Source organism: Rhizobium sp. NZLR11, from assembly GCF_019685115.1.
GTDB lineage: Bacteria > Pseudomonadota > Alphaproteobacteria > Rhizobiales > Rhizobiaceae > Rhizobium.
Map to the genome: position 1 here is coordinate 1 of NZ_JABDWD010000029.1, position 18,930 is coordinate 18,930.

Genomic DNA, 18,930 nt, shown 5'->3' on the forward strand with positions numbered 1-18,930 from the left:
CGCCATTGTCGCCCTTGTCGGAGCCGCCATTGTCGCTCTTGCCGGAGCCGCCATTGTCGCCCTTGCCGGAGCCGCCGTTGTCGCTCTTGCCGGAGCCGCCATTGTCGCCCTTGCCGGAGCCGCCATTGTCGCTCTTGCCGGAGCCGCCATTGTCGCTCTTGCCGGAGCCGCCATTGTCGCTCTTGCCGGAGCCGCCATTGTCGCTCTTGCCGGAGCCGCCATTGTCGCCCTTGCCGGAGCCGCCATTGTCGCTCTTGCCGGAGCCGCCATTGTCGCTCTTGCCGGAGCCGCCGTTGTCGCTCTTGCCGGAGCCGCCATTGTCGCCCTTGCCGGAGCCGCCATTGTCGCTCTTGCCGGAGCCGCCATTGTCGCCCTTGCCGGCGCCGCCATTGTCGCTCTTGCCGGAGCCGCCATCGTCGCTCTTGCCGGAGCCGCCATTGTCACTCTTGCCGGAGCCGCCGTTGTCGCTCTTGCCCGAACCGTCTTTGTCGCCCTTGCCGTGACCGTGATCCTTGCCCTTGTCGCCGTCGTGATGATCGCGGTCCTTGTCGCCGTGATGATCGCGGTCCTTGTCGCCGTGATGATCGCGGTCCTTGTCGCCGTGGTGATCGCGGTCCTTGTCGCCGTGGTGATCGCGGTCCTTGTCGCCGTGATGATCGTGGTCTTTGCCGCCGTGGTGATCGTGGTCCTTGCCATCGCCGGTGTCATCTCCGCCGCCGGTATCGTTTCCGCCACCGTCAGCAACCTGGTTGCCGCTGTTTTCGGCAGTCGACCCGGTGCTCGATGTTTTCTTGCCGCTGCCGGTGCCCTGGCTGCTGGGGTCGCTATCTCTCGGGCTGAACTTGCTGCCGGCCGGAATTGATTTGGTCGGCATGCACAGCCTGTATTCGAGTGTGCCGCGAACTGCGCTGTTGCAGTTAACCACTGCCGGGGCTGCGGTTGCCAAGCTGCTGCTTGCCAGAAGCGAAGCTAAGGCAATGCCCAATTTCGATGCTCTGCTGATCATTTCAACCGTCTCCCAAGGTTAACCGAATGTTAATGGAGAGAGTTCGTATACTAACGATCAACTAACGTGAAGAATAAACAATAGTTAATCTGTGTCAGTTATATAATAAGGTTAAATTCGTAAGTATAAAATTTTAATAAATTTTTATACCGACTCTGTTATCGTGACGATACAAATAAGGGGAATCCGCTATGGCGCGTCTCTTTTCTCTTGCTGCTATCTCATTCATTCTCCTGGCTTTTCAGGCTGTTGCCGGGTCATCGCTACCTGTGACGAGAAGCATCGGCGCACCTGTGGGATTCGGCGCAGCCTGCGCCAAGTACAAATGGCTGTGCGGCAGGATGGCGGCGCAACAGCTGAACGACGCGGCAGGCATGGCGCTTCTTCAAAAGGTCAATCGTGCTGTAAATGGACGCATCATTCCCGCAGAAGATCGCCCCTCATCCGGATCCAAGGATGTTTGGTCTCTACCGGTCGCCGGCCGTGGCGACTGTGAGGACTACGCCCTCCAGAAGATGAAGGACCTGATCGAGGCTGGGTTTCCCTCGAACCGGTTGGCGCTTTCCGTGGTCATCGGACCGCATGATCAAAACCATGTCGTTCTCATTGCCCGGACGGACGGCGGCGATTTTGTGCTGGATAATCTGACCAGCGCCGTGAAGCCCTGGCGCATAACCGGCTATACGTTTCTGGCCACGCAGGATTTCCAATCGCGAACGGGCTGGCGCGTGACGCTTGCTGGTCCTCGCGCCGGTGAGTTCTCCTGAACCAGACGCGTCGTCATTCAATCGCATCGCCAAGGTGCCTGACACCGGCAGCCCCGGCTCGGCCGCGAATGGTCCCGTCTCGCAGACTGGGAAGTCTCCTGCAAGAGACCAGGCCTGCCGTTCCTCGGGCGAAGAGGGCGCGGCAATATTGGCTCCTTCAAACTCGCGAGTGAGCCGAAGCGGCAAAACACAAGGGAGCTCAGGTAACTCGATGAGAGCCGTTCAGCGCTGGCGTCAGAGGGCGCCGCGCTTCGAAAGGGCTCGCCGCTGACAAGCACCGGTTCCGGCACTATCTTCACCGCCGAGCTGTTGCCAAGCCTGGAACGAACCATGACGAAAACCAAACTTGTGGATCTCTATCGCGACTACATTGCCTGCCTCAACAGGCAGGACTGGCCGAACCTCGGGCAGTTCGTCGCCCGCGACGCGATTCACAACGAGCGACAGATCGGGTTGTCGGGTTACATCGCCATGCTGGAGCGCGATTTCGATGATATTCCGGACCTTTGTTTCAATGTGCTAATGCTAGTCGTTGACCCGCCTTACCTAGCGTGCCGGCTGAGCTTCGACTGCACGCCCAAGGGAGAATTCCTCGGCATCGATGTGAACGGCAGGCGAGTGACCTTCGCCGAGAACGTCATCTACGAATTTCGCGACGGAAAGATCGTCGAGGTCTGGTCGGTGGTCGACAAGGTGGCCATCGAAGCTCAGCTTCAGGGCGAGCGGTAATTGCGCGGACATCAGACGATGACGACGCGCTCTCCGAACGGGGTGTCGTCGTCGAAATTGCGGGTGCCGATCCGCTCGCTTTCGCCTCGCCTGACAAGACCGGTTGCTCCGCTTGATGCCCAGCTTCTTCCCCTTCTTCCGATGCCGCGTGCGCAAACCGCTTCTGTGAGTTCTCCTCGTCGTGGACGATCAGATTCGCGTGCGGGATGAAATCGCTTTCGGTTTCCTTCTTGAGTGCCATCTGATCGGCGGTGATCTGCGACTGGCGGGCGGCGACCCAGGCATTGTCGGGTTCGGAGCCGATCGATGTGCTGGTGCCGACCTTAGTGGGTTCGGACGGGGCGGTGGCGGAGATGGGGTTGATCGCGTCGACCATGAAATTCTCCTGCTGGTGGCAATTTGGCGAAACAGCGGTCGTTTTCTGGGAGGAAAAAACGGAACGGTCTTCGGACCAGTCAGGGAGACATATCGAGCCCAGGCAGAAAAACACAAGGGGACAGTGACGTCGCCGCCACCTCGAACAATGCCGAAATCGAGTGCAGGTACGGCAAATTCGACGAGGAATTGTGTACCCGACACACGGCCCAACGAATGATTTATGTAAGAATCGGAAACACTTTGTGACTAAGTGTCTCCAAAAGCAGCGTTTTTTGACTTGTCGCGTAAGCAGAGATGAAGGATATTCTGAAAACGTTGAGGGAAGCCTTCATGATCAGAATGATTGAAAACCCTGCCGAACTGGCTGGCGAGGATATCACCGGCAAATATATTCTCCGGAAGCTGAACTATCATTGGTTCGCTTACGGCAAGGCGGCCATTGTGACCGCCTGCAAGGGAACAATCCTGCATCTCGAGCGAGAAGAGACGGTTTATTCCGAGCGTTGGGGCCGTCGCGCCTATACCGGAACCGGCAAGCGTTACCCAGGCGGCATCTGTCCCATTTCGGCAATCGCCTGCGTTTGCGATACGCCCGATGACGTCAATGCCGTCATTCAACTGGATGTCGAAGCGCAGGACGAATTCTATCAGCTGATCGCCAAGGCGGAAGCCAGGGTTCAGGCGCTTGCCTCTTCCTCACGAAACAGCCAGTTTCTCGAAGCTGCCGAATAAGGCGGTTTTTCAACGAAATCAGCCTCGGGCCGTCATTGCGGCAATGGCGGAACTTCTCTGACATCCAGAATGCGGGATGCAGAGGCGTCGCGCAATCAGCCGCTTTCGCCGAAACTCAAGCACGTGTTCCCCGATTCTGCCGGCCCGATCACCCGATCTGCTTGAGATCGCGGGCGAAGCGTTGCCAGTTGGCGATGTAGTTTTCCGCCGAGCGGCGGATGGCTTCGATTGCCGCCTCGTCGAGCACACGCACGACGCGGGCGGGTGCTCCGACGATGAGGGAATTATCGGGGAATTGCTTGCCTTCGGTCACCAGCGCATTGGCGCCAACAAGGCAGTTGTCGCCAATCTTCGCGCCATTCAGAATGGTGGCGCCCATGCCGATCAGCACGTTGTCTCCGAGCGTGCAGCCGTGGAGGATGGCGTGGTGGCCGATGGTGCAGCCTTTGCCTGTTGTCATCGGGAAGCCCATGTCGGTATGGGCCATCACACCTTCCTGGATGTTGGTGCCTTCGCCGATGGTGATCTTCTCGTTGTCGCCGCGCAGCACGGCGCCGAACCAGACGCCGACATTCTCGCCGAGCTCGATCTCGCCGATAATATTGGCATCCGGTGCGATCCAATAGAGGCCGGCAGCGGCAAGTTTCGGCGTTGATCCGCCGAGCGCATAGACGGGCATGGCTCGCTCCTCAGACGATCTCGACCGATAGGGTGGCGACGCCGTCGATGCCGCAACTGATGCGATCGCCCCTGGCGACCGCACCGACGCCGGCAGGCGTGCCGGTCATGATGATATCGCCCGGCGCCAGCGTGAAGAGCTTCGACAGTTCGGCGATGATCTCCGGCACCTTCCAGATCATCTGGTTGAGATCGCCGTCCTGGACACGCTTGCCGTTCTGTTCCAGCCAGATATTTGCCTGCGAGGGGTGGCCGAGGCGGCTTGCCGGAACGATCGACGAGACGGGGGCGGAATGTTCGAAGGCCTTTCCGACCTCCCAGGGACGGCCGAGCTTCTTGGCCTCGCCCTGCAGATCGCGGCGGGTGAAATCGACGCCGACGGCATAGCCGTAAATGCAGTCGAGCGCGTCTGCGGCCTTAATGTTGGCGCCGCCGGATTTCAGCGCAAGCACACATTCGACCTCGTAATGCACGTCCTTCGAGAGTGGCGGATAGGGGAAGGCATTGCCCGCCGGCAGCAGGTTATCGGCATTCTTCTGGAAGAAGAAGGGCGGCTCGCGGGTGGGATCATGACCCATCTCGATCGCATGGTCGGCATAGTTGCGCCCGACGCAATAGACGCGGCGCACCGGAAAACGCTCGGCGCTGCCCTCGACCGGCAGCAAAACCGGTTGCGGAAGCGGGATGACGGTTGCGGGATCGGACATGAGCGGGCTCTTTCTGTTTTCGAGTCTTGCCGCATCTTAGACGGAAAACATCGCGCCGGGGAAGCGTCCCGGGCGTCCCGCTTCGGTGCATTGACGCTGTCAAGGTCGCAGGTTAACGTTGGCCATGAGCAGGATTTTTGCAGTTTCAACACAGTCTACGACCATCGCGCCGCGGTGGGTGTTAGACGCGTGAACTGAATTCCGTTCATTGCCGCTAAGACCAACCCGCCGGAGACGAGCGGGTTTTTTGTTGCCGCCCGTGTCCCGCATTCGAGGATGAAATCATGGACGATATCCAGAAGCATATTCTTGCGGAGCGGGCGCTGGCCGTTGCCCGTCGTTGCGTCACCAGCCGCTTTGCCGGGGCGGCTTTCGCCTACGTGGCTGGTTCGCTCATGCGTGGCGATGGGACTGCGTTTTCGGATATTGATCTCGTGGTCGTGTTCCCATCGCTGGAAAGAGCCTCGCGGGAGTCGTTCACTGAGGACGGTTTCCCGGTCGAGGCCTTCGTCCACGACGAACAGACGCTGGCGCATTATCTTCATGCCGATGCGGAGAGCGGCTGCCCCGTCATGGTCACCATGGTGGCGACCGGTAGCATCGTGGGCCTGGATTTCGACAGCGCACGCATCGTTCAGGCCAGGGCCGCAAGCATGCTCGCAGCAGGGCCAAAACCTCTTGCCGGCGCAAGCTACGACATGCTGCGCTATCACGTCACCGATCTTGCCGACGATCTGCGCGGGTCGCGCCCGCCCGAAGAGATTGCGGCCATCGCTGCGCAGCTCTATCAGAAACTCGCCGACCTCATCCTCCTCGGGCGTGGCGCGTGGGCCGGCCGCGGAAAGTGGGCGCCGCGTCTCATAAGAGCGCTCGATGCACAATTGGCAATCGAATTCGACGCGGCGTTCAGGCTGGCGGCAGAGGGCGACGCTACGCGATTTCTGGCTTTGGCCGACCGCGAGCTTGCCTTGCATGGCGGCCGCTATTTCGAGGGGTTCAGGCAGGACGCGCCGATGGAAGCGCGCCGCCTGGAATAATAAGGCTGCAGGGTTTCCAGCACCGAATTGAAGAATCCGCGGCGTTGTCATCTCCGACCGGAGAGTTGGTCAACCGACATTGCCGCAGACGCTGCTGAACGTCGCTCGGGCGAAAACAGGCCCTCAACACGTCATTCCATGCTAATCTTTGAGCCATCGGAAGGGATAGTGATGGCAATGCTGGAAACGGATAAGGTGTTCGCAGGCTCGGTTCCGGAAAACTACGACCGCTATATGGTTCCGTTGATTTTCGAACCTTACGCTGCGGATCTTGCGGGGCGGGCGGCATCCTTCTCGCCGAGCGCCGTGTTGGAAACCGCCGCGGGCACCGGGGTCGTTACCCGCGTATTGGCGCCAAGATTGTCGTCAGGCGCAAGCTATGTTGTCAGCGACCTCAACCAGCCGATGCTCGACTATGCCGCTTCCCGGCAAACGCCCGACAGCCGCATCCAATGGCGCCAGGCGGATGCTCTGGCGCTACCGTTTGAGGATGCGGCCTTCGATCTCGTCTGTTGTCAGTTCGGGGCGATGTTCTTTCCCGACCGGCCGGCTGCCTACCGCGAAGCAAGGCGGGTCCTGAAATCAGGAGGACGTTTTTTGCTGAGCGTATGGGATCGCATCGAAGAGAATGTGTTTGCGAATGATGTGACGAATGCTCTCGCCAGGATTTTTCCGAACGCTCCGCCGCGCTTCCTGGCACGCACGCCGCATGGCTACCACGACAAGGACCTGATCCGGTCGGAGTTGGAGGGCGCAGGTTTCTCCCATGTGGTGATCGAAACGAGGGCCGAACAAAGCCGCGCATCCTCGCCCCGCATTCCGGCCGTTGCCTATTGTCAGGGCACGCTTCTTCGCAATGAGATCGAAGCCAGAGAGGCAGGAAAACTGGAGGCTGCGACCGACTACGCTGCATCCGCGATTGCAGACAGGCATGGCGGCGGCGAGGTTGCTGCCAAAATTCAGGCGCATGTCATCGTGGCCGTGGCCTAGAACAGGATGATTTTAGGCCCGCTCGGCCTAATCTGAATCCTGTTCTTAAGAGTTAGAGCATGATGTCATGAGAAAACCGCACACACTTTTCAACATCATGCCAGAGCTGGCGAACACCCGAAGTACATGCCTAGCCGAGAGCGCCTTGGGCAGCGCAGATCCTGTCGATCAGAGCATCAAGTTCACCCCTTGGCGGACGGCTTTTGGCCAGGCGCTGCTTGAGGTACATGATCGGCTCGGCCAGAATTTCTTCCAGGCTCTCGGCGCAGGTGAAATCGCCGGCCACGCGCTTGACCTTCGAATTGTCGAAGATTGCCGTCCAGGCCTTGTCGCCGAGCAGTGGGCCTACCCACTCCGGATTGTATTTGATCAGGGTGTCCGTCGGAATGTGGACGATCTTCGCCTCGACGCCCAGCAATCTTGCGATGGTCTTTTGGATGTCGTCCCAGATATGTGCGCGATCGGAGGTGATATGGAAAATCTCATTTAGCGCTGCCTCCTTGGCGAAAAGTCCGACGAAAGGCATTGCGAAATCGACCGCGCGGGTCAGTGTCCACGGCGTGTGGCCGTCGCCCGCCACGATGGTGGGTTCGCCATCCAGCATGCGTCTCGCCATGACGTCGCTGTCGCCCATCATGATCGGCAGGCCGGTGCGAACGGTGTGGCTGGGACGGACGATCGTCCAGGCGAGTTTGATGGACTTCTTGAGCAACTCCTCGCCGGCAATCTTGGCCTGGCTGTAGGGCCAGTAAGGATTGATCGCCGGGGTCTCCTCGGTAATCACATAGTGACGCGGCGGCTTTTCATAGACCGAGGCCGAAGAGATGAAAATGTACTGACCGCAATTGTCCGCAAACAGTTCGATGTCGCGCGCGACCTGATCGGGCGTGAAGGCGATGAACTGGCACACGACATCATAGTTGGCCTTGGCGAGATCGGCATAGTCGCGCGATCCCAGTTCGCCGACGATCGAGGTCACCCCCGCAGGCAACGGGTTGCTTCTCAAGCCACGATTGAAGACGCTGACATGATGGCCTTGGGCAACGGCCCGCTCAACGCATGGATAGGAGATTTGGCCGGTGCCGCCAATGAAAAGAACTTTCAAAGCCATGAGAGTGACCTCGGGGTCTGCGCGGGATCGATGATGGCTCTTCATAGCGCGAAAGAACTTGATCGTCTCCCAGAAATCTCGCCATCTGAGAATGGCAACGCCCAAGAGAGCCTCGTCCCGACATGCTCCGAAGGACTCGAACGGCGAGCGGCATGTGTTCGGGCTGTTGATGGGTGCAAGGAGCGGCGTTGCGGCGTGTCCTTCGAGGCTCCGGCCTTTGGCCTGCGCGCCTCAGGATGAGGGCGTTGGCGGATGCCGCGCCTAGATGAGGGGCGCCGAGGATATCCCGTCCTCGATGAAGAGGTAGACAATGTCCGATAAAGAACTCAATGGCGCCGCGTCGCCGGCAATGAGGCGTACAGCGCGATTGAGGCTCAGGGCTCCTGCATCAACGGATATTCTTTTCCTGACCGAGCTTTTCTCCCGACCGGAGCTGGTCGCACACCGACCCGTGCCGCGGCCCGACTCGCCCGATGAAAGTGCTGCGCGGCTTGCCCGTGATATCGGGCATTGGAAAGATCATGGGTTCGGGCGTTGGGCGGTCGAAGCGAACGGCGCGCTGATCGGTTTCGGCGGCGTGACCGTTTCGAAGGAATTCGGCGGCCTCAATCTTTCGTATCATCTGCACCCCGAAAGCTGGGGGCAGGGATATGCCACGGAGCTGGTCCGGGAAACACTGACCTTTACCTTCGACGATCTGCATGCGGAGCGGGTGATCGGGTTGGTCCGCCCCATCAATGTCGCTTCAAAGCGCATTCTCGAGAAATACGGCTTCCATTTCGACCGCGAAGTGATGCTGCATGGCGCACCGACCAACATGTACACCCTCGGCGAACTCCGGACTTGAGGCCGCCGTAGAGGTTCGGGATGGCCGGTTTGCGCAGGCCCAAAACAGTCGCGCATTTTTGCTCGCTCTAAGGTACCAGCAAGATACTGCCGGCGGAGCGCCCCGACTCCATTTCTTCATGAGCCGTCGCAACATTTCTCAAGCTGTATTCGGCGCCGATCTGAGAGACGATCCCTGTTTCCATCGCCCGGACCGCCGCTTGAGCGGCCTCACGATATCTATCGATGTCAGTGCACCAAGCCATGATGCTCGGGTGAGAGAGCGCCTTGCCTGGCCGGAGTTCCTCGAGGGGAACGGGTGGAACCGGGCCGGCGGCCTGGCCGATGCTGACAGCCATGCCGAACGGTCGGACCGAGCGGATGCTTTTAACAAGCATGTCACCGCCAATTCCGTCAAAGGCGACGTCGACACCGTTTCCGCCCGTCAGCCGCTTGACCTCTGTGACAATATCCGCTCCCCGTCCGACCACGAGATGATCGGCTCCGTAGGATTCGGCGAGCGCCGCCTTTTCAGCGCTACTGACCGTGCCGATCACCGTGGCATTGAGCGACTTTGCCCAACGAACAAGCATGCTGCCCAGTCCACCGGCGGCCGCATGAATGAGAACACAACTCCCGTCATGCACATTGTAGGTCTTCGTCAACAGCATGTAAGCGGTCATGCCTTTGAGCAGCGAACTTGCCGCCGTTTTAGCCGAAATCGCCTTGGGAAGCTTAATCGCACGGTCGGCAGCGATGTTCCTCGTCGAGCAGTAGGCTCCGACCGGCGGTCCCGCATATGCGATATGATCGCCCTCTTTGAAGTTCTCGACGCCGGGGCCGACAGCTTCGACGACGCCTGCGGCCTCCGCGCCGATCACTGCGGGATATGAGGGCAGCGAGTAGATGCCCTTGCGGTGATAGACGTCGAGAAAATTGGTCCCGATAGCGTGATGGCGGATTTGGATCTCGCGGTTGCCGGGAGGATGGACACGTTGATCCTGGACCTGGAACTGAGCGACGTCGCCCGGCGAGTTCAGCAGTACAATCTGATCTGTCATCGTTTGTCTCCTTGATGCAGTCAAACTACCCGGTGGCGAGATGCGTGAAAATTCCCTATTGTCTCCCAATGATTGGGAAAGAATTCACACAAATCGATTGGGACGACCTGCGGCATTTCTTGGCGCTCGCACGGTCCGGAACGTTTCTCGGCGCGGCGAAGCAGCTCGGCGTTGAACATGCGACAATAAGCCGGCGTGTTGCATCGCTGGAAGCCAGACTGGGACGCAAGCTCATCGACCGTCGCGGACGGCGCGTCGTTCTAACCGCCGATGGGGAACAGGTTGCCAAGCATGGAATGCTTATCGCCACGCAAACTGCCGCAATCGAGCAGCTTGGTCGCAGCAGCTCGACTGAACTGCGTGGCCACGTAAGGATCAGCGCTCCTCCAGCGCTTTCGAGCGTCCTTCTGGCGCAGCCAATCGTGGCCATCCGGCGAGACCATCCAGCCGTCCAGATCACGCTTGTCGGAGAGAAACGGCTCGCTTCGTTGAACCGACGGGAGGCAGATATCGCTGTGCGGTTGTCGCGGCCAGAAGATGGCGACTATTCCATCATCAAGCTTGGCGAGATCACCTTCGACCTCTACGGCTCAAAGTCATACCTCGAAACCGTTGCGCCATCCGAATGGACCTTCATCGGCTATGACGAAACAATGAACGCCTCGCCGCAGCAGGCTCGTCTCATTGAGCTGGCCGCTGGCCGGCCGATAGCGGTGAGGTCATCGGTACTGGAATTTCAGGCCGCAGCGGCGAGGCTTGGTGGCGGTGTCGTCATGCTCCCGGATTTCGCCGTCGCGGAATCCGGCGATCTCCAGCGCATCACGGGGGAACATGCTCTTGGAAGGGACGTGTGGTTGGTCGTGCATTCGGAGATCAAGGACGTCCCCTCCGTGCGTGTGGTCGTGGATGCGCTCAAGCGCGCCTTCGGGAAGTGATCGGCTGCCAAATGGAGCGTCACATGCGCGAGCTACGAAGCTATTGAGGGCGCGCTTCATTTCACGGGTTCCATGCGCAGAACCTGGTTTTAGCGCTGCCCCGGATGATCACTCACCGCCGTCGCCAACCAGCGCATCCCGGACGATCGCGTAATAGGGGGCTAGCTCGGGCATGTCAGCAGCCAGCCTCTCGAAGACGTGGTCGGATGGCGCGAGCGTGCCGGCATATTTTGCATCGATGAACGCCCGATGGGCGGCGAGGGACAGCGGATCGGCCTTGTGCAGGACGGTGAAGACCGGCGACGTCACGGTGCGGCCCTTGACGATGATCCGGTCGAGCTCGACGACGGAGTAGGTGTCGGCGACCAGTCTTGCGGTATCCTCGCCGAGCAGCAGCGCTACGCCATAATTCTTCGAGGCGCCTTCGAGGCGGGAGGCGAGGTTGACGCTGTCGCCGAGGCAGGAATAGTCGAAGCGGCGGGTCGAGCCCATATTGCCGACGATGCATTCGCCGGTATTGATGCCGACGCCCATCTTCAGGACGTGCGGTTTACCGCCATGCGCTGCCGCTTCCCGCTCCAGCTGGTTGTTCAGCCTCGAAATCGCTGTCTGCATGGCAAGCGAGGCGCGCACGGCATGGAGGGCATGGTCGGGATCGTCGAGCGGCGCGTTCCAGAAGGCCATGATGCAATCGCCCATATATTTGTCGATCGTCCCGCCATGATCCATCACCACGTCGGAGAGCGGCGTCAACAGCCGGTTGATCAGACCGGTCAGCTGCTCCGGATCGTCCTTCAGCGTCTCGGCGATGGTGGTGAAGCCACGTACATCCGAGAACAGCACCGAGAGCGTGCGCCGCTCGCCGCCGAGCTTCAGTTGCGAGGGATCGTTCGACAGGCGCTTGACGAGATCGGGGGAGATGTATTGGGCGAAGGCGCGGATGATCTGCCGCTTGTTGCGGCGCTCCTCGGCATAATCGAAGGCGGCCTGGCCGAAGACGACCGAGATATAGGCGACCGTCGGGCCGAGCGGCGAGACGAAGACATGGGCAAGCCGGATGCCGGCAAAGCTTACGGCGGCGAAGGCGAGGAGGCCCACCGCACTGGTGACGATCGTCAGCCATCCCGTCGAGCGCCAGACGGTCGTGGCGGCAAGCAGCACCGATATCAGGATGCAGGCGGCAACCGCGGGCAGGCGGGCTTCGGCGATCGACAGGCCAGCACGGATATTGTCGTAGATGGTCGCCTGAATCTCGACACCGGAGACGAGTTTGCCGGTGTGAACCGTATAGGGCGTCGCAAAGGCATCGACACCGCCCTTGTCGATCGCGGGCGCATTCTGCAGGCTGAGGCCGACGAGAACGACTCGGCCCTTGAAATAATTCCGCGGCAGCAAATTCTCAGGGTCGAGCGCCTGGTAGTAGGAGACCGTGGGATAGCTGCGGGCCGGGCCGAAGGACTGGATGAGCCGGCCGGCCGACAGAATCTCCGCCGGCGTTCCCGACGTCTTCGCCAGCATGGCGGCAAAGCCGTCCTCATAGCCCGGAATGCGGCGGAAGATGCCGTCGCCGCTGAGATCGATCGAGGCGATGCCGGTCACAGCACCCGCTTGCGTCAGCTGCGGCAGCGGCGTGGCGCGGATCAGTTGCGAGGCCTGCGGCGTCTCGATAAGCGTTTCGTCGCCGGCAAGCACGGTGTCGGGACCGACGGCCTCGGTGATTGCCGCGTCATTGCCGGGGTTCGAGGGTTCGGCCATGATGATGTCGAGGCCGATGACACGGGCGCCGGCGGCGCGCAGCTGTCTCACGAGTTCGGCATGCAGGCTGCGCGGCCAAGGCCATTGGGCGTTGATATCGGCAAGCGACGGTTCGTCGATCGCAACGATGACAGGTCCACCTTGAGGCGGGCGTGGATCGTCGACGGTCGAGAGGTAATCGTAGCTTCTGAGCTCCAGCAGCGACCAGGCGGGCAGGCGTGACAACAGCGAGATGGCGATCAGCACCGACAGCGACAGTATCAGCAGCCTGAGACGGCGGCTCCCGGTCTGACTGCCGGTGGGCCTGGCCTGCCGAGGCTTATCCTGCTCCCGCATCAGAAGCGGACTTTGAGGGTGCCCTTGAAGGCGCGGCCCCAGCCGGGCACGCCGGGCGTGATCTCGAACTCCTCGTCGAGCAGGTTATAAGCGGCAGCTTCGAGTGCGATGCGCTTGTCCAGCGGTTCCCAGATCAGGTGGGCGTCGAGGCTCCAGTAATCGTCGAGCGTGGTGCCGAGATCATCGCCGTCGCGTTCGCCGACATAATTGGCGGCCACCGTCGCCTTGACCTTGGCCTCGTTGACCCAGGTCAGCGCGATCTGGCCGGAATTCTTCGGGATAAACGGCAGAGAGCCGCCGTAGTTCGGCTCCAGCGGGTCCTTGTTCTCCGATTCCATGTAGGCATAGGTGGCCGAGAGGCCGAAACCGGCGCCGAGCGCGACGTTGGCCGTGACGGCGGCGCGGTCGATGCTGCCGCGCGACAGCGGCAGGCTGTCTGCCGCAGGCAGCGCGATCAGCGGCAGGTCGATCGAGAAATCATGCAATTCCTGGTGCTGATATTCGACCGAGGTGAAGAGCCGGTCGGTCCACTCGGCATCCCATTGCAGCGCCACCGTATCGGTATAACCCTCGACGCCGATCGAATATTGGTTGGCCTGCAAACCGAGGATGCCGATCGGGGCAAGAGTGGGAACGCCGGTGTCGAGGCTCTGGCGCATGAAGGCAGCGCGCAGCCAATGGTTCTCGGCCGGTGCCCAGGCGAGGCCGAAGCGTGGCTCCAGCCGGCTGACATCGACGCTGCCGCCGCTCATCTGCGTGCCGAAGAGAGCATACTCGCCTTTGAGTTCGGGGGTGATCTCGTGCAGCACGTCGATGTAGGCGCGGGCGATGTTGACGCGGTTATTGAATGTGTCCGGGCCGTCGGTGGTCCCGGGGATGATCGGGAAGAGCGGAAAGAGTTCATGAAGGCGAGAGGAGGTGGTCGCGCTGGCATCGATCCAGCCGCCTTCGATGCCGTACCGCCAAGTCAGCGGTCCGCTGCCGATGGAATGGCTGAGCGCGGCGACATAGGCTTTTGAGGACAGCTCCTCCGTCCCGTCCAAGAATGGAATGATGTCGGGGTCAGGCAGACCGAGAACCGGTGCATCGTCTACCTGAAGAGAGGTGGACGTCTGCGATTTGCTTTCCGAATAGAGAAAGGCGCCGTTCAATATGTTTTCGTAGCCGAAGGTATGGCTCCAGCCGAGGCCGGCATTGGTCGTTTCGGTGATATTGCGCCGATAATTGTATTCCGAAGAGACTTCGGTGCGAACCCCGAAGCCCAGGAGGTTGAGGAAGTCCGTCAGTGACGAGCCTGCCGTCAGTGCGTTCAGCGTTCCATCGTTCTTGGCATGGTTGACATAGGCCACCACACGATCGTCCGGCGTCACCGTTGCCGTCAGATAACCATTGCCGCCGACGAGCTTGTTGTTGGTCTGGAAGCCGCCAAAGTTGCGATAGTCGCCGTCCAGCACCAGTTCTTCCCAGGTCAGGTTGCCGAAGAAGCTGAGCGGGATCGTCTCGTTCGAGAAGCCCTGGATTTCGGCCTCGCCGATGCGCCTTGTATGGCCGTCGACACTATTGATGCCGCCGCCGAGCGAGCCTTCGATGAAAGGCGTGCGCAGCAGCGTTGCCGAACGAGAGCGGCCGGAGAGCATGTGCGGATCAAGCAGCAAGCCCTGGATAAAGGATGAATAGCTAGACGCGTTGCCACGGTTCTGGATGACATTGTCATCGCTGAAGCTCGTTGCATTGACGTAAGGGAAGATGCTGCCCTTGATCGACTGGTCGATATAGCCGCTGCCTTCGAAGGGGCTGAAGACCGCATCCCCGTAATAGCGGCCCCAGGCATCCAGGCCCTGGAGGCGAAAAGCGTTGTTCAGCGTCGAGCCGGCATCCTCATTGGCGCCGAGCGCGCTGTAATCACCGCCACGGGCGCGCGAGCGGCGGAGAAATTCCTGCGCGTTGCGGATCGCGCCGTCGGCGTCGTAATCGTCGATATCGATGGCGGTGCGGAAGGAGGAGATGACCGGATCGTTCTTGTCGAGCCTGTCGGCATTGTCGACTGCCTGCTCGGAAGGGATGCGGTCGCCCTTTTCGTAGTGGGCGGCGGCGAGCATCAGCTGCGATTGCGAATGGGCTGGATTGGCGGTGCTGGCGGCCAGCAGGTCCTCCAGCGCCTTGTCGCGCTCGCCGGTTTGCAGGTAATAGCGGCCGCGGGCGAGGAGAGCGATGTCGAAGGAGGGATCGGCGGCGAGCGCCGCATCGATTTCGCGCTTGGCATCCTTCATCCTGGATTGGTCGAGATAGAGGATGGCAAGATTGCCGTGCGGGACCGGATCCTGCGGATCGAGGGCGATCGCCTTTAGGAACGCAGCCTCGGCCTCGTCATTGGCGTCGCGGGCGCTTTGCAGCAGGCCCATCGAGTTCAACGATCCCGAGGCCCCCGGCGCAAGCTCGATGGCGCGGTTCAGATCGGCCAGGGCGCCATCGATATCGCTTTCGTAACTCGCCTTGTAGGCGGCGCGTGCGGCAAGGGCGATCGGATGATTGGGATCGAGCGAGAGGGCGCGGTTGACCGCCTCCAGCATCTGGGCGCGGTCGTCGATCAGCTGCGCCAGCTGGGCGCGGATCGCAGGCAGGGTTGGGTCATCAGGAAAACGCTTTTCCGCATCCTTGATCAGGTCGACGGAGGCGCGGGGATTTTTGAGGAAGCCTGTCGTGTAGGCCTGCATGATCGCGCCATAGGGGCCGACCGCTGATGACGGCGGCTTTTCGACATGGGCTGGATCGGAAAGCGAACGGGCAAAATAGCCGCCATACTGCGCCATGTTCCGGCGGGCCGGATCAAGATGCGGCAGTGCCGCCGCAAACAGCCTTGCGGCTTCGTCATAGCGTTTTTCGGAGCCGGCGATCGTGGCATCGATCAGGTCGACGCGCGCCTTCTGGAGGGTGGTCAGCTTGCGCCGGCGAACCTCCTGAAGCGTCTTTGCGGCGACCGGCCGGCCGTCGAAGGCGCTCTGCACTTCGGCAAGCTCCAGCCAGTTCTCGGTGGTGCGACGTTCCGGCGGCAAAGCCAGCAGCCGGCGGCGCTCATCGGCCATGCGGCCTGCCGGCAACGGAGAGGTCGGCATCAGGCCGAAGCCATCGCGCAGGTTCAGGTAGAACAGCATCTGCTCGCGATCATCGGGTGTGACTATGACCAGCTTGCGCGGCGCCTGGCCGATCGTGGCGACCGCCCCTTCGCCTTCGTTCACCTCGACGCTGCCCTGCGGGTTGCTCAGCGCCACACGGCCTTCGAGCACGATCATCGAGGTTTTGCTGCCCTCGACGGTCATCGTCCAGTCGGTGCCGCGGATGGCGGCTGCGGCCGCTGGTGTCTCGACCGTCAGACCTTGGCCGCCACGCTCGGCGCGCGCCCAGATCGTTCCCGATTGCAGCTCCAGTGTCGTGTCGCCGCTTGCGGCCATTTTCTTGACCTGCAGCGATGAATTGCGGCCGAGGCGAACCTGGGTGTGGTCGGAAAAGACGATGGCGAGCTGGCCGTTGGCATTGGTGCGCAGCACGTCGCCGGTCAGGAGATCCTGATTGATATCGACGACACGCCAATTCGATACGTCGATGAAACGGACCTCTTCGCCGGTCTTGCGGGCGATGACGGACCCGGCGACCGGTGTTGCACGCTGGACCGGATCGGCCATTGCCGGCGGTGCGAGACCGGGACCAGCAAGCGCCAGCGCCATGCCCGCACGACAGATGTTCTTGGAATAACCCCGCATAACCCCAGACCCCATACCCGCTTCCCCTTTGTCCGTGTAGAGGGGAAAAGTCAAGCGCGTTGCACACGTGTTCTTGCTTTCGCCGTCAAGTGTAATATCAGGGAAACACTTGGGGATGGAGTATTCACGTGAGCGAATTCGAAACTGCAACTGAGGTTATGCTAAGCCAGCCGTCGAGCGCGGATATCGGCGTCGAGTATTTCGACCATATCAAGAAAATCAATGATATATTTTACGATCAGGTCAAGATATCCGATCAAAAGGCTGCCTATATCTTTACGTTCATGCTGGCCTTCCTGGTGAGCTCCAGCGAGGTGAGGGCGGTTTTCAGCCTGGGGCGTTATGTCAGCGGCACACCAGGGAGCATGCTGTTCTCCGGCTTGCTTGCCGCAGCTTCGGTCTTTTCCATCCTGTCGGCGATCCTCGTTGTGCTGCCGCGCCGTTTGGATAGCTCGACCTCGCTGTTCTGGGGCGCCTGGCAGAACCATCGAGATCTGTTCTTTGACGCGGCACTGCGGCGCGACGAGCGTTATCTCTTCGACCAATATCTCGAAAACGCCAACATCCTCTCCGCCATCGCTCGCAGCAAATACCGCTGCGTCACTTTTGCGTTTCGCGGTTTGATGGTGAGCGTCATCGCTTACGTCCTGCTATTGGTGGCGATGTGAGGATGGGGTTGTTAACAAAACTCATTTGCGCCGAGCGCACGCCAAGCCAAGAATGCAGGGGCGGTGAGACGGGCGCGCCGAAGCGCGCCCGTCCTCTTCAATCCTCGACCTCAAGAACGAGCTCCAGCTCGATCGGTACGCCGAGCGGCAGGCTGGCGACGCCGAGGACGATGCGCCCTGAGAGTTTTTCCTCGCCGAAGACCTGGAGCAGCATTTCCGACGATCCGTCCGCGACCTTCGGGTGATCGCGGAAATCGCCTTCGGTGGCGATATAGACGCCGAGCTTGACGATCCTGACGACCCTGTCCAGCGAGCCGAGATAGTCCTTGGCGGCCGCCAGCGCACTCAGTGTCGCCGTCTCGGCCGCCTTCCTGCCGTCCTCTGATGTCAGCGCGCCGCCGACACGGCCGATATAGCGCGGCTGGCGGTTGACAACCGGCAGCATGCCGCTGAAGAAGACCAGGTTGCCGCTCCTGACCGCCTCCACATAGGCCCCCAGGGGTGTTGGTGGCGAGGGAAGCGTGATGCCGAGTTCCTGCAGCCGGCGTTCTGCGCCGGCTGCGTGCGCTTGCGGGTGGTTTACCATTTGCCCAGATGTGCGCCGCCGTCGACGTGCAGCACCTCCCCGGTCACGCGTGGAGCTTCGGTCAGGAAGACAACCGCATCGACGACTTCCGCGACGTTGGAAATGCCAGCCATCGGCGACAGCGTGCTCAGGAAGTCCTTCGGATTGTCCTTGTGCAATGGCGTATCGACGACCCCGGGAGCCACGGTGTTGACGCGGATTCCCTCGCTTGCATATTCCATCGCCAGGTTCTTGGAGATCGCGTCGATGCCGCCTTTGGTCATCATGGCGACCGAGGCCGAGAAGCCGGCGATCGGATGGTCGATCAGCGGTGTGGTGATGCTGACGATGCTGCCGCCCGATTTCTGGGCCAGCATCTGCCGGACAACCAACTGGGTCAGGTGGATGAAGCCTTCGAGATTGGTCGAGGACAGCTTCCGGAAGTCGGTCATGGTGTAATCGACGAAGGGTTTGCTGAAGAAAATGCCGGCATTGTTGACGAGGGCGTCGATCGAGCCGAACCGGTCGATCGCGGTCCTTGTCACTCGCGCCGCGGTTTCGGCATCGCCGATGTCACCGTCGACGAGCGCCAGTCTGTCCGACGCCTGCAAGGCATCCGAGGCGCTGACCTGACGTGAGGTGGCGACGACATTATAGCCGCGCTCGATGAAGGCGTTGACGAGCCCGGCTCCGATACCCTGGGAGGCGCCCGTGACGATGACAGTCTTTGCGGTAGTCATGTTGAACTCCATAGTCTGGTCGGGCAACGCAGGCCTTACGAAGGCGGGTCGCTCGAGACGGGGCTGCTGCGAATGCGCCTCCATCGGGTTATGATCGTTTTCGCAAGGTGAATATGATGAAAACTCCATTCCCCGATTAGATGGAAATATCT

17 protein-coding genes and 1 pseudogene are annotated in these 18,930 nt (G+C 60.8%); 8 read left to right on the forward strand and 10 right to left on the reverse strand.

Annotation, left to right across the window (positions count from 1 at the left end; all coding sequences use genetic code 11):
- Positions 1-1,006: hypothetical protein (locus HJB83_RS34405; RefSeq protein ID WP_259671446.1), on the reverse strand; the 1,006-nt coding region annotated here is incomplete at its 3' end.
- A 191-nt stretch (positions 1,007-1,197) separates the two neighbouring features.
- Here HJB83_RS34405 and HJB83_RS30750 point away from each other — a divergent pair.
- Together HJB83_RS30750 and HJB83_RS30755 are read left to right on the forward strand one after the other, a co-directional pair.
- Entirely contained in the window at positions 1,198-1,773 is a 576-nt protein-coding gene (locus HJB83_RS30750) for a transglutaminase-like cysteine peptidase (protein ID WP_207581014.1), read from the forward strand.
- A gap of 330 nt (positions 1,774-2,103) precedes the next feature.
- Complete coding sequence (locus HJB83_RS30755; RefSeq protein WP_207581013.1) at positions 2,104-2,502, forward strand: ester cyclase; 399 nt, start codon at positions 2,104-2,106, stop codon at positions 2,500-2,502.
- Positions 2,503-2,513: 11 nt separating this feature from the next.
- Here the strand turns inward: HJB83_RS30755 and HJB83_RS34630 are convergent.
- Positions 2,514-2,878: pseudogene (locus HJB83_RS34630) on the reverse strand (hypothetical protein).
- A gap of 332 nt (positions 2,879-3,210) precedes the next feature.
- Between HJB83_RS34630 and HJB83_RS30760 the strand changes: the two are divergent.
- A complete protein-coding gene (locus HJB83_RS30760; protein ID WP_207581012.1) occupies positions 3,211-3,612 on the forward strand; it encodes a hypothetical protein in 402 nt (133 codons plus the stop codon).
- A 148-nt stretch (positions 3,613-3,760) separates the two neighbouring features.
- On the opposite strand, the gene HJB83_RS30765 is transcribed toward HJB83_RS30760, so the two are convergent.
- Both HJB83_RS30765 and HJB83_RS30770 read right to left on the reverse strand, forming a co-directional pair.
- The gene (locus HJB83_RS30765) at positions 3,761-4,291 is read right to left on the reverse strand and encodes a gamma carbonic anhydrase family protein (RefSeq protein ID WP_207581011.1); all 531 of its coding nucleotides are present in this window, start codon (positions 4,289-4,291) and stop codon (positions 3,761-3,763) included.
- A 10-nt stretch (positions 4,292-4,301) separates the two neighbouring features.
- Entirely contained in the window at positions 4,302-4,997 is a 696-nt protein-coding gene (locus HJB83_RS30770; protein ID WP_207581010.1) for a fumarylacetoacetate hydrolase family protein, read from the reverse strand.
- A 284-nt stretch (positions 4,998-5,281) separates the two neighbouring features.
- Here HJB83_RS30770 and HJB83_RS30775 point away from each other — a divergent pair, with 284 nt between their 5' ends.
- Positions 5,282-6,034 carry a nucleotidyltransferase domain-containing protein gene (locus HJB83_RS30775; RefSeq protein WP_207581009.1) on the forward strand — a complete coding sequence of 251 codons (753 nt, stop codon included), beginning with the start codon at positions 5,282-5,284 and terminating at the stop codon, positions 6,032-6,034.
- 177 nt (positions 6,035-6,211) lie between these two features.
- A complete protein-coding gene (locus tag HJB83_RS30780; protein ID WP_207584341.1) occupies positions 6,212-7,024 on the forward strand; it encodes a class I SAM-dependent methyltransferase in 813 nt (270 codons plus the stop codon).
- Positions 7,025-7,154: 130 nt separating this feature from the next.
- Here the strand turns inward: HJB83_RS30780 and HJB83_RS30785 are convergent, their stop codons facing one another.
- The gene (locus HJB83_RS30785; protein WP_221133161.1) at positions 7,155-8,135 is read right to left on the reverse strand and encodes an SDR family oxidoreductase; all 981 of its coding nucleotides are present in this window, start codon (positions 8,133-8,135) and stop codon (positions 7,155-7,157) included.
- 310 nt (positions 8,136-8,445) lie between these two features.
- Here HJB83_RS30785 and HJB83_RS30790 point away from each other — a divergent pair, with 310 nt between their 5' ends.
- A complete protein-coding gene (locus HJB83_RS30790) occupies positions 8,446-8,982 on the forward strand; it encodes a GNAT family N-acetyltransferase (RefSeq protein ID WP_207581007.1) in 537 nt (178 codons plus the stop codon).
- Positions 8,983-9,049: 67 nt separating this feature from the next.
- On the opposite strand, the gene HJB83_RS30795 is transcribed toward HJB83_RS30790, so the two are convergent.
- Positions 9,050-10,021, reverse strand: coding sequence for a quinone oxidoreductase (locus HJB83_RS30795; RefSeq protein WP_221116727.1), 972 nt, complete (start codon positions 10,019-10,021; stop codon positions 9,050-9,052).
- A 68-nt stretch (positions 10,022-10,089) separates the two neighbouring features.
- On the opposite strand from HJB83_RS30795, the gene HJB83_RS30800 reads away from it, so the two are divergent.
- Complete coding sequence (locus HJB83_RS30800; protein WP_221133160.1) at positions 10,090-10,956, forward strand: LysR family transcriptional regulator; 867 nt, start codon at positions 10,090-10,092, stop codon at positions 10,954-10,956.
- Between the two features lie 108 nt (positions 10,957-11,064).
- Here the strand turns inward: HJB83_RS30800 and HJB83_RS30805 are convergent, their stop codons facing one another.
- Entirely contained in the window at positions 11,065-13,047 is a 1,983-nt protein-coding gene (locus HJB83_RS30805; RefSeq protein ID WP_221133159.1) for a CHASE2 domain-containing protein, read from the reverse strand.
- Positions 13,047-16,805: a FecR domain-containing protein gene (locus tag HJB83_RS30810; protein WP_207584340.1), complete on the reverse strand. Its 3,759-nt coding sequence runs from the start codon at positions 16,803-16,805 to the stop codon at positions 13,047-13,049. Before HJB83_RS30810 ends, HJB83_RS30805 begins: the two co-directional genes overlap by 1 nt.
- Before the next feature lie 128 nt (positions 16,806-16,933).
- Here HJB83_RS30810 and HJB83_RS30815 point away from each other — a divergent pair, with 128 nt between their 5' ends.
- Positions 16,934-17,473: a Pycsar system effector family protein gene (locus HJB83_RS30815; protein ID WP_207581003.1), complete on the forward strand. Its 540-nt coding sequence runs from the start codon at positions 16,934-16,936 to the stop codon at positions 17,471-17,473.
- Between the two features lie 97 nt (positions 17,474-17,570).
- Here HJB83_RS30815 and HJB83_RS30820 read toward each other — a convergent pair whose 3' ends face one another.
- Together HJB83_RS30820 and HJB83_RS30825 are read right to left on the reverse strand one after the other, a co-directional pair.
- The gene (locus HJB83_RS30820) at positions 17,571-18,059 is read right to left on the reverse strand and encodes a RidA family protein (protein WP_207581002.1); all 489 of its coding nucleotides are present in this window, start codon (positions 18,057-18,059) and stop codon (positions 17,571-17,573) included.
- Complete coding sequence (locus tag HJB83_RS30825; protein WP_207581001.1) at positions 18,053-18,778, reverse strand: SDR family NAD(P)-dependent oxidoreductase; 726 nt, start codon at positions 18,776-18,778, stop codon at positions 18,053-18,055. The genes HJB83_RS30820 and HJB83_RS30825 overlap by 7 nt, the downstream gene beginning before the upstream one ends.
- Positions 18,779-18,930: the final 152 nt, after the last annotated feature.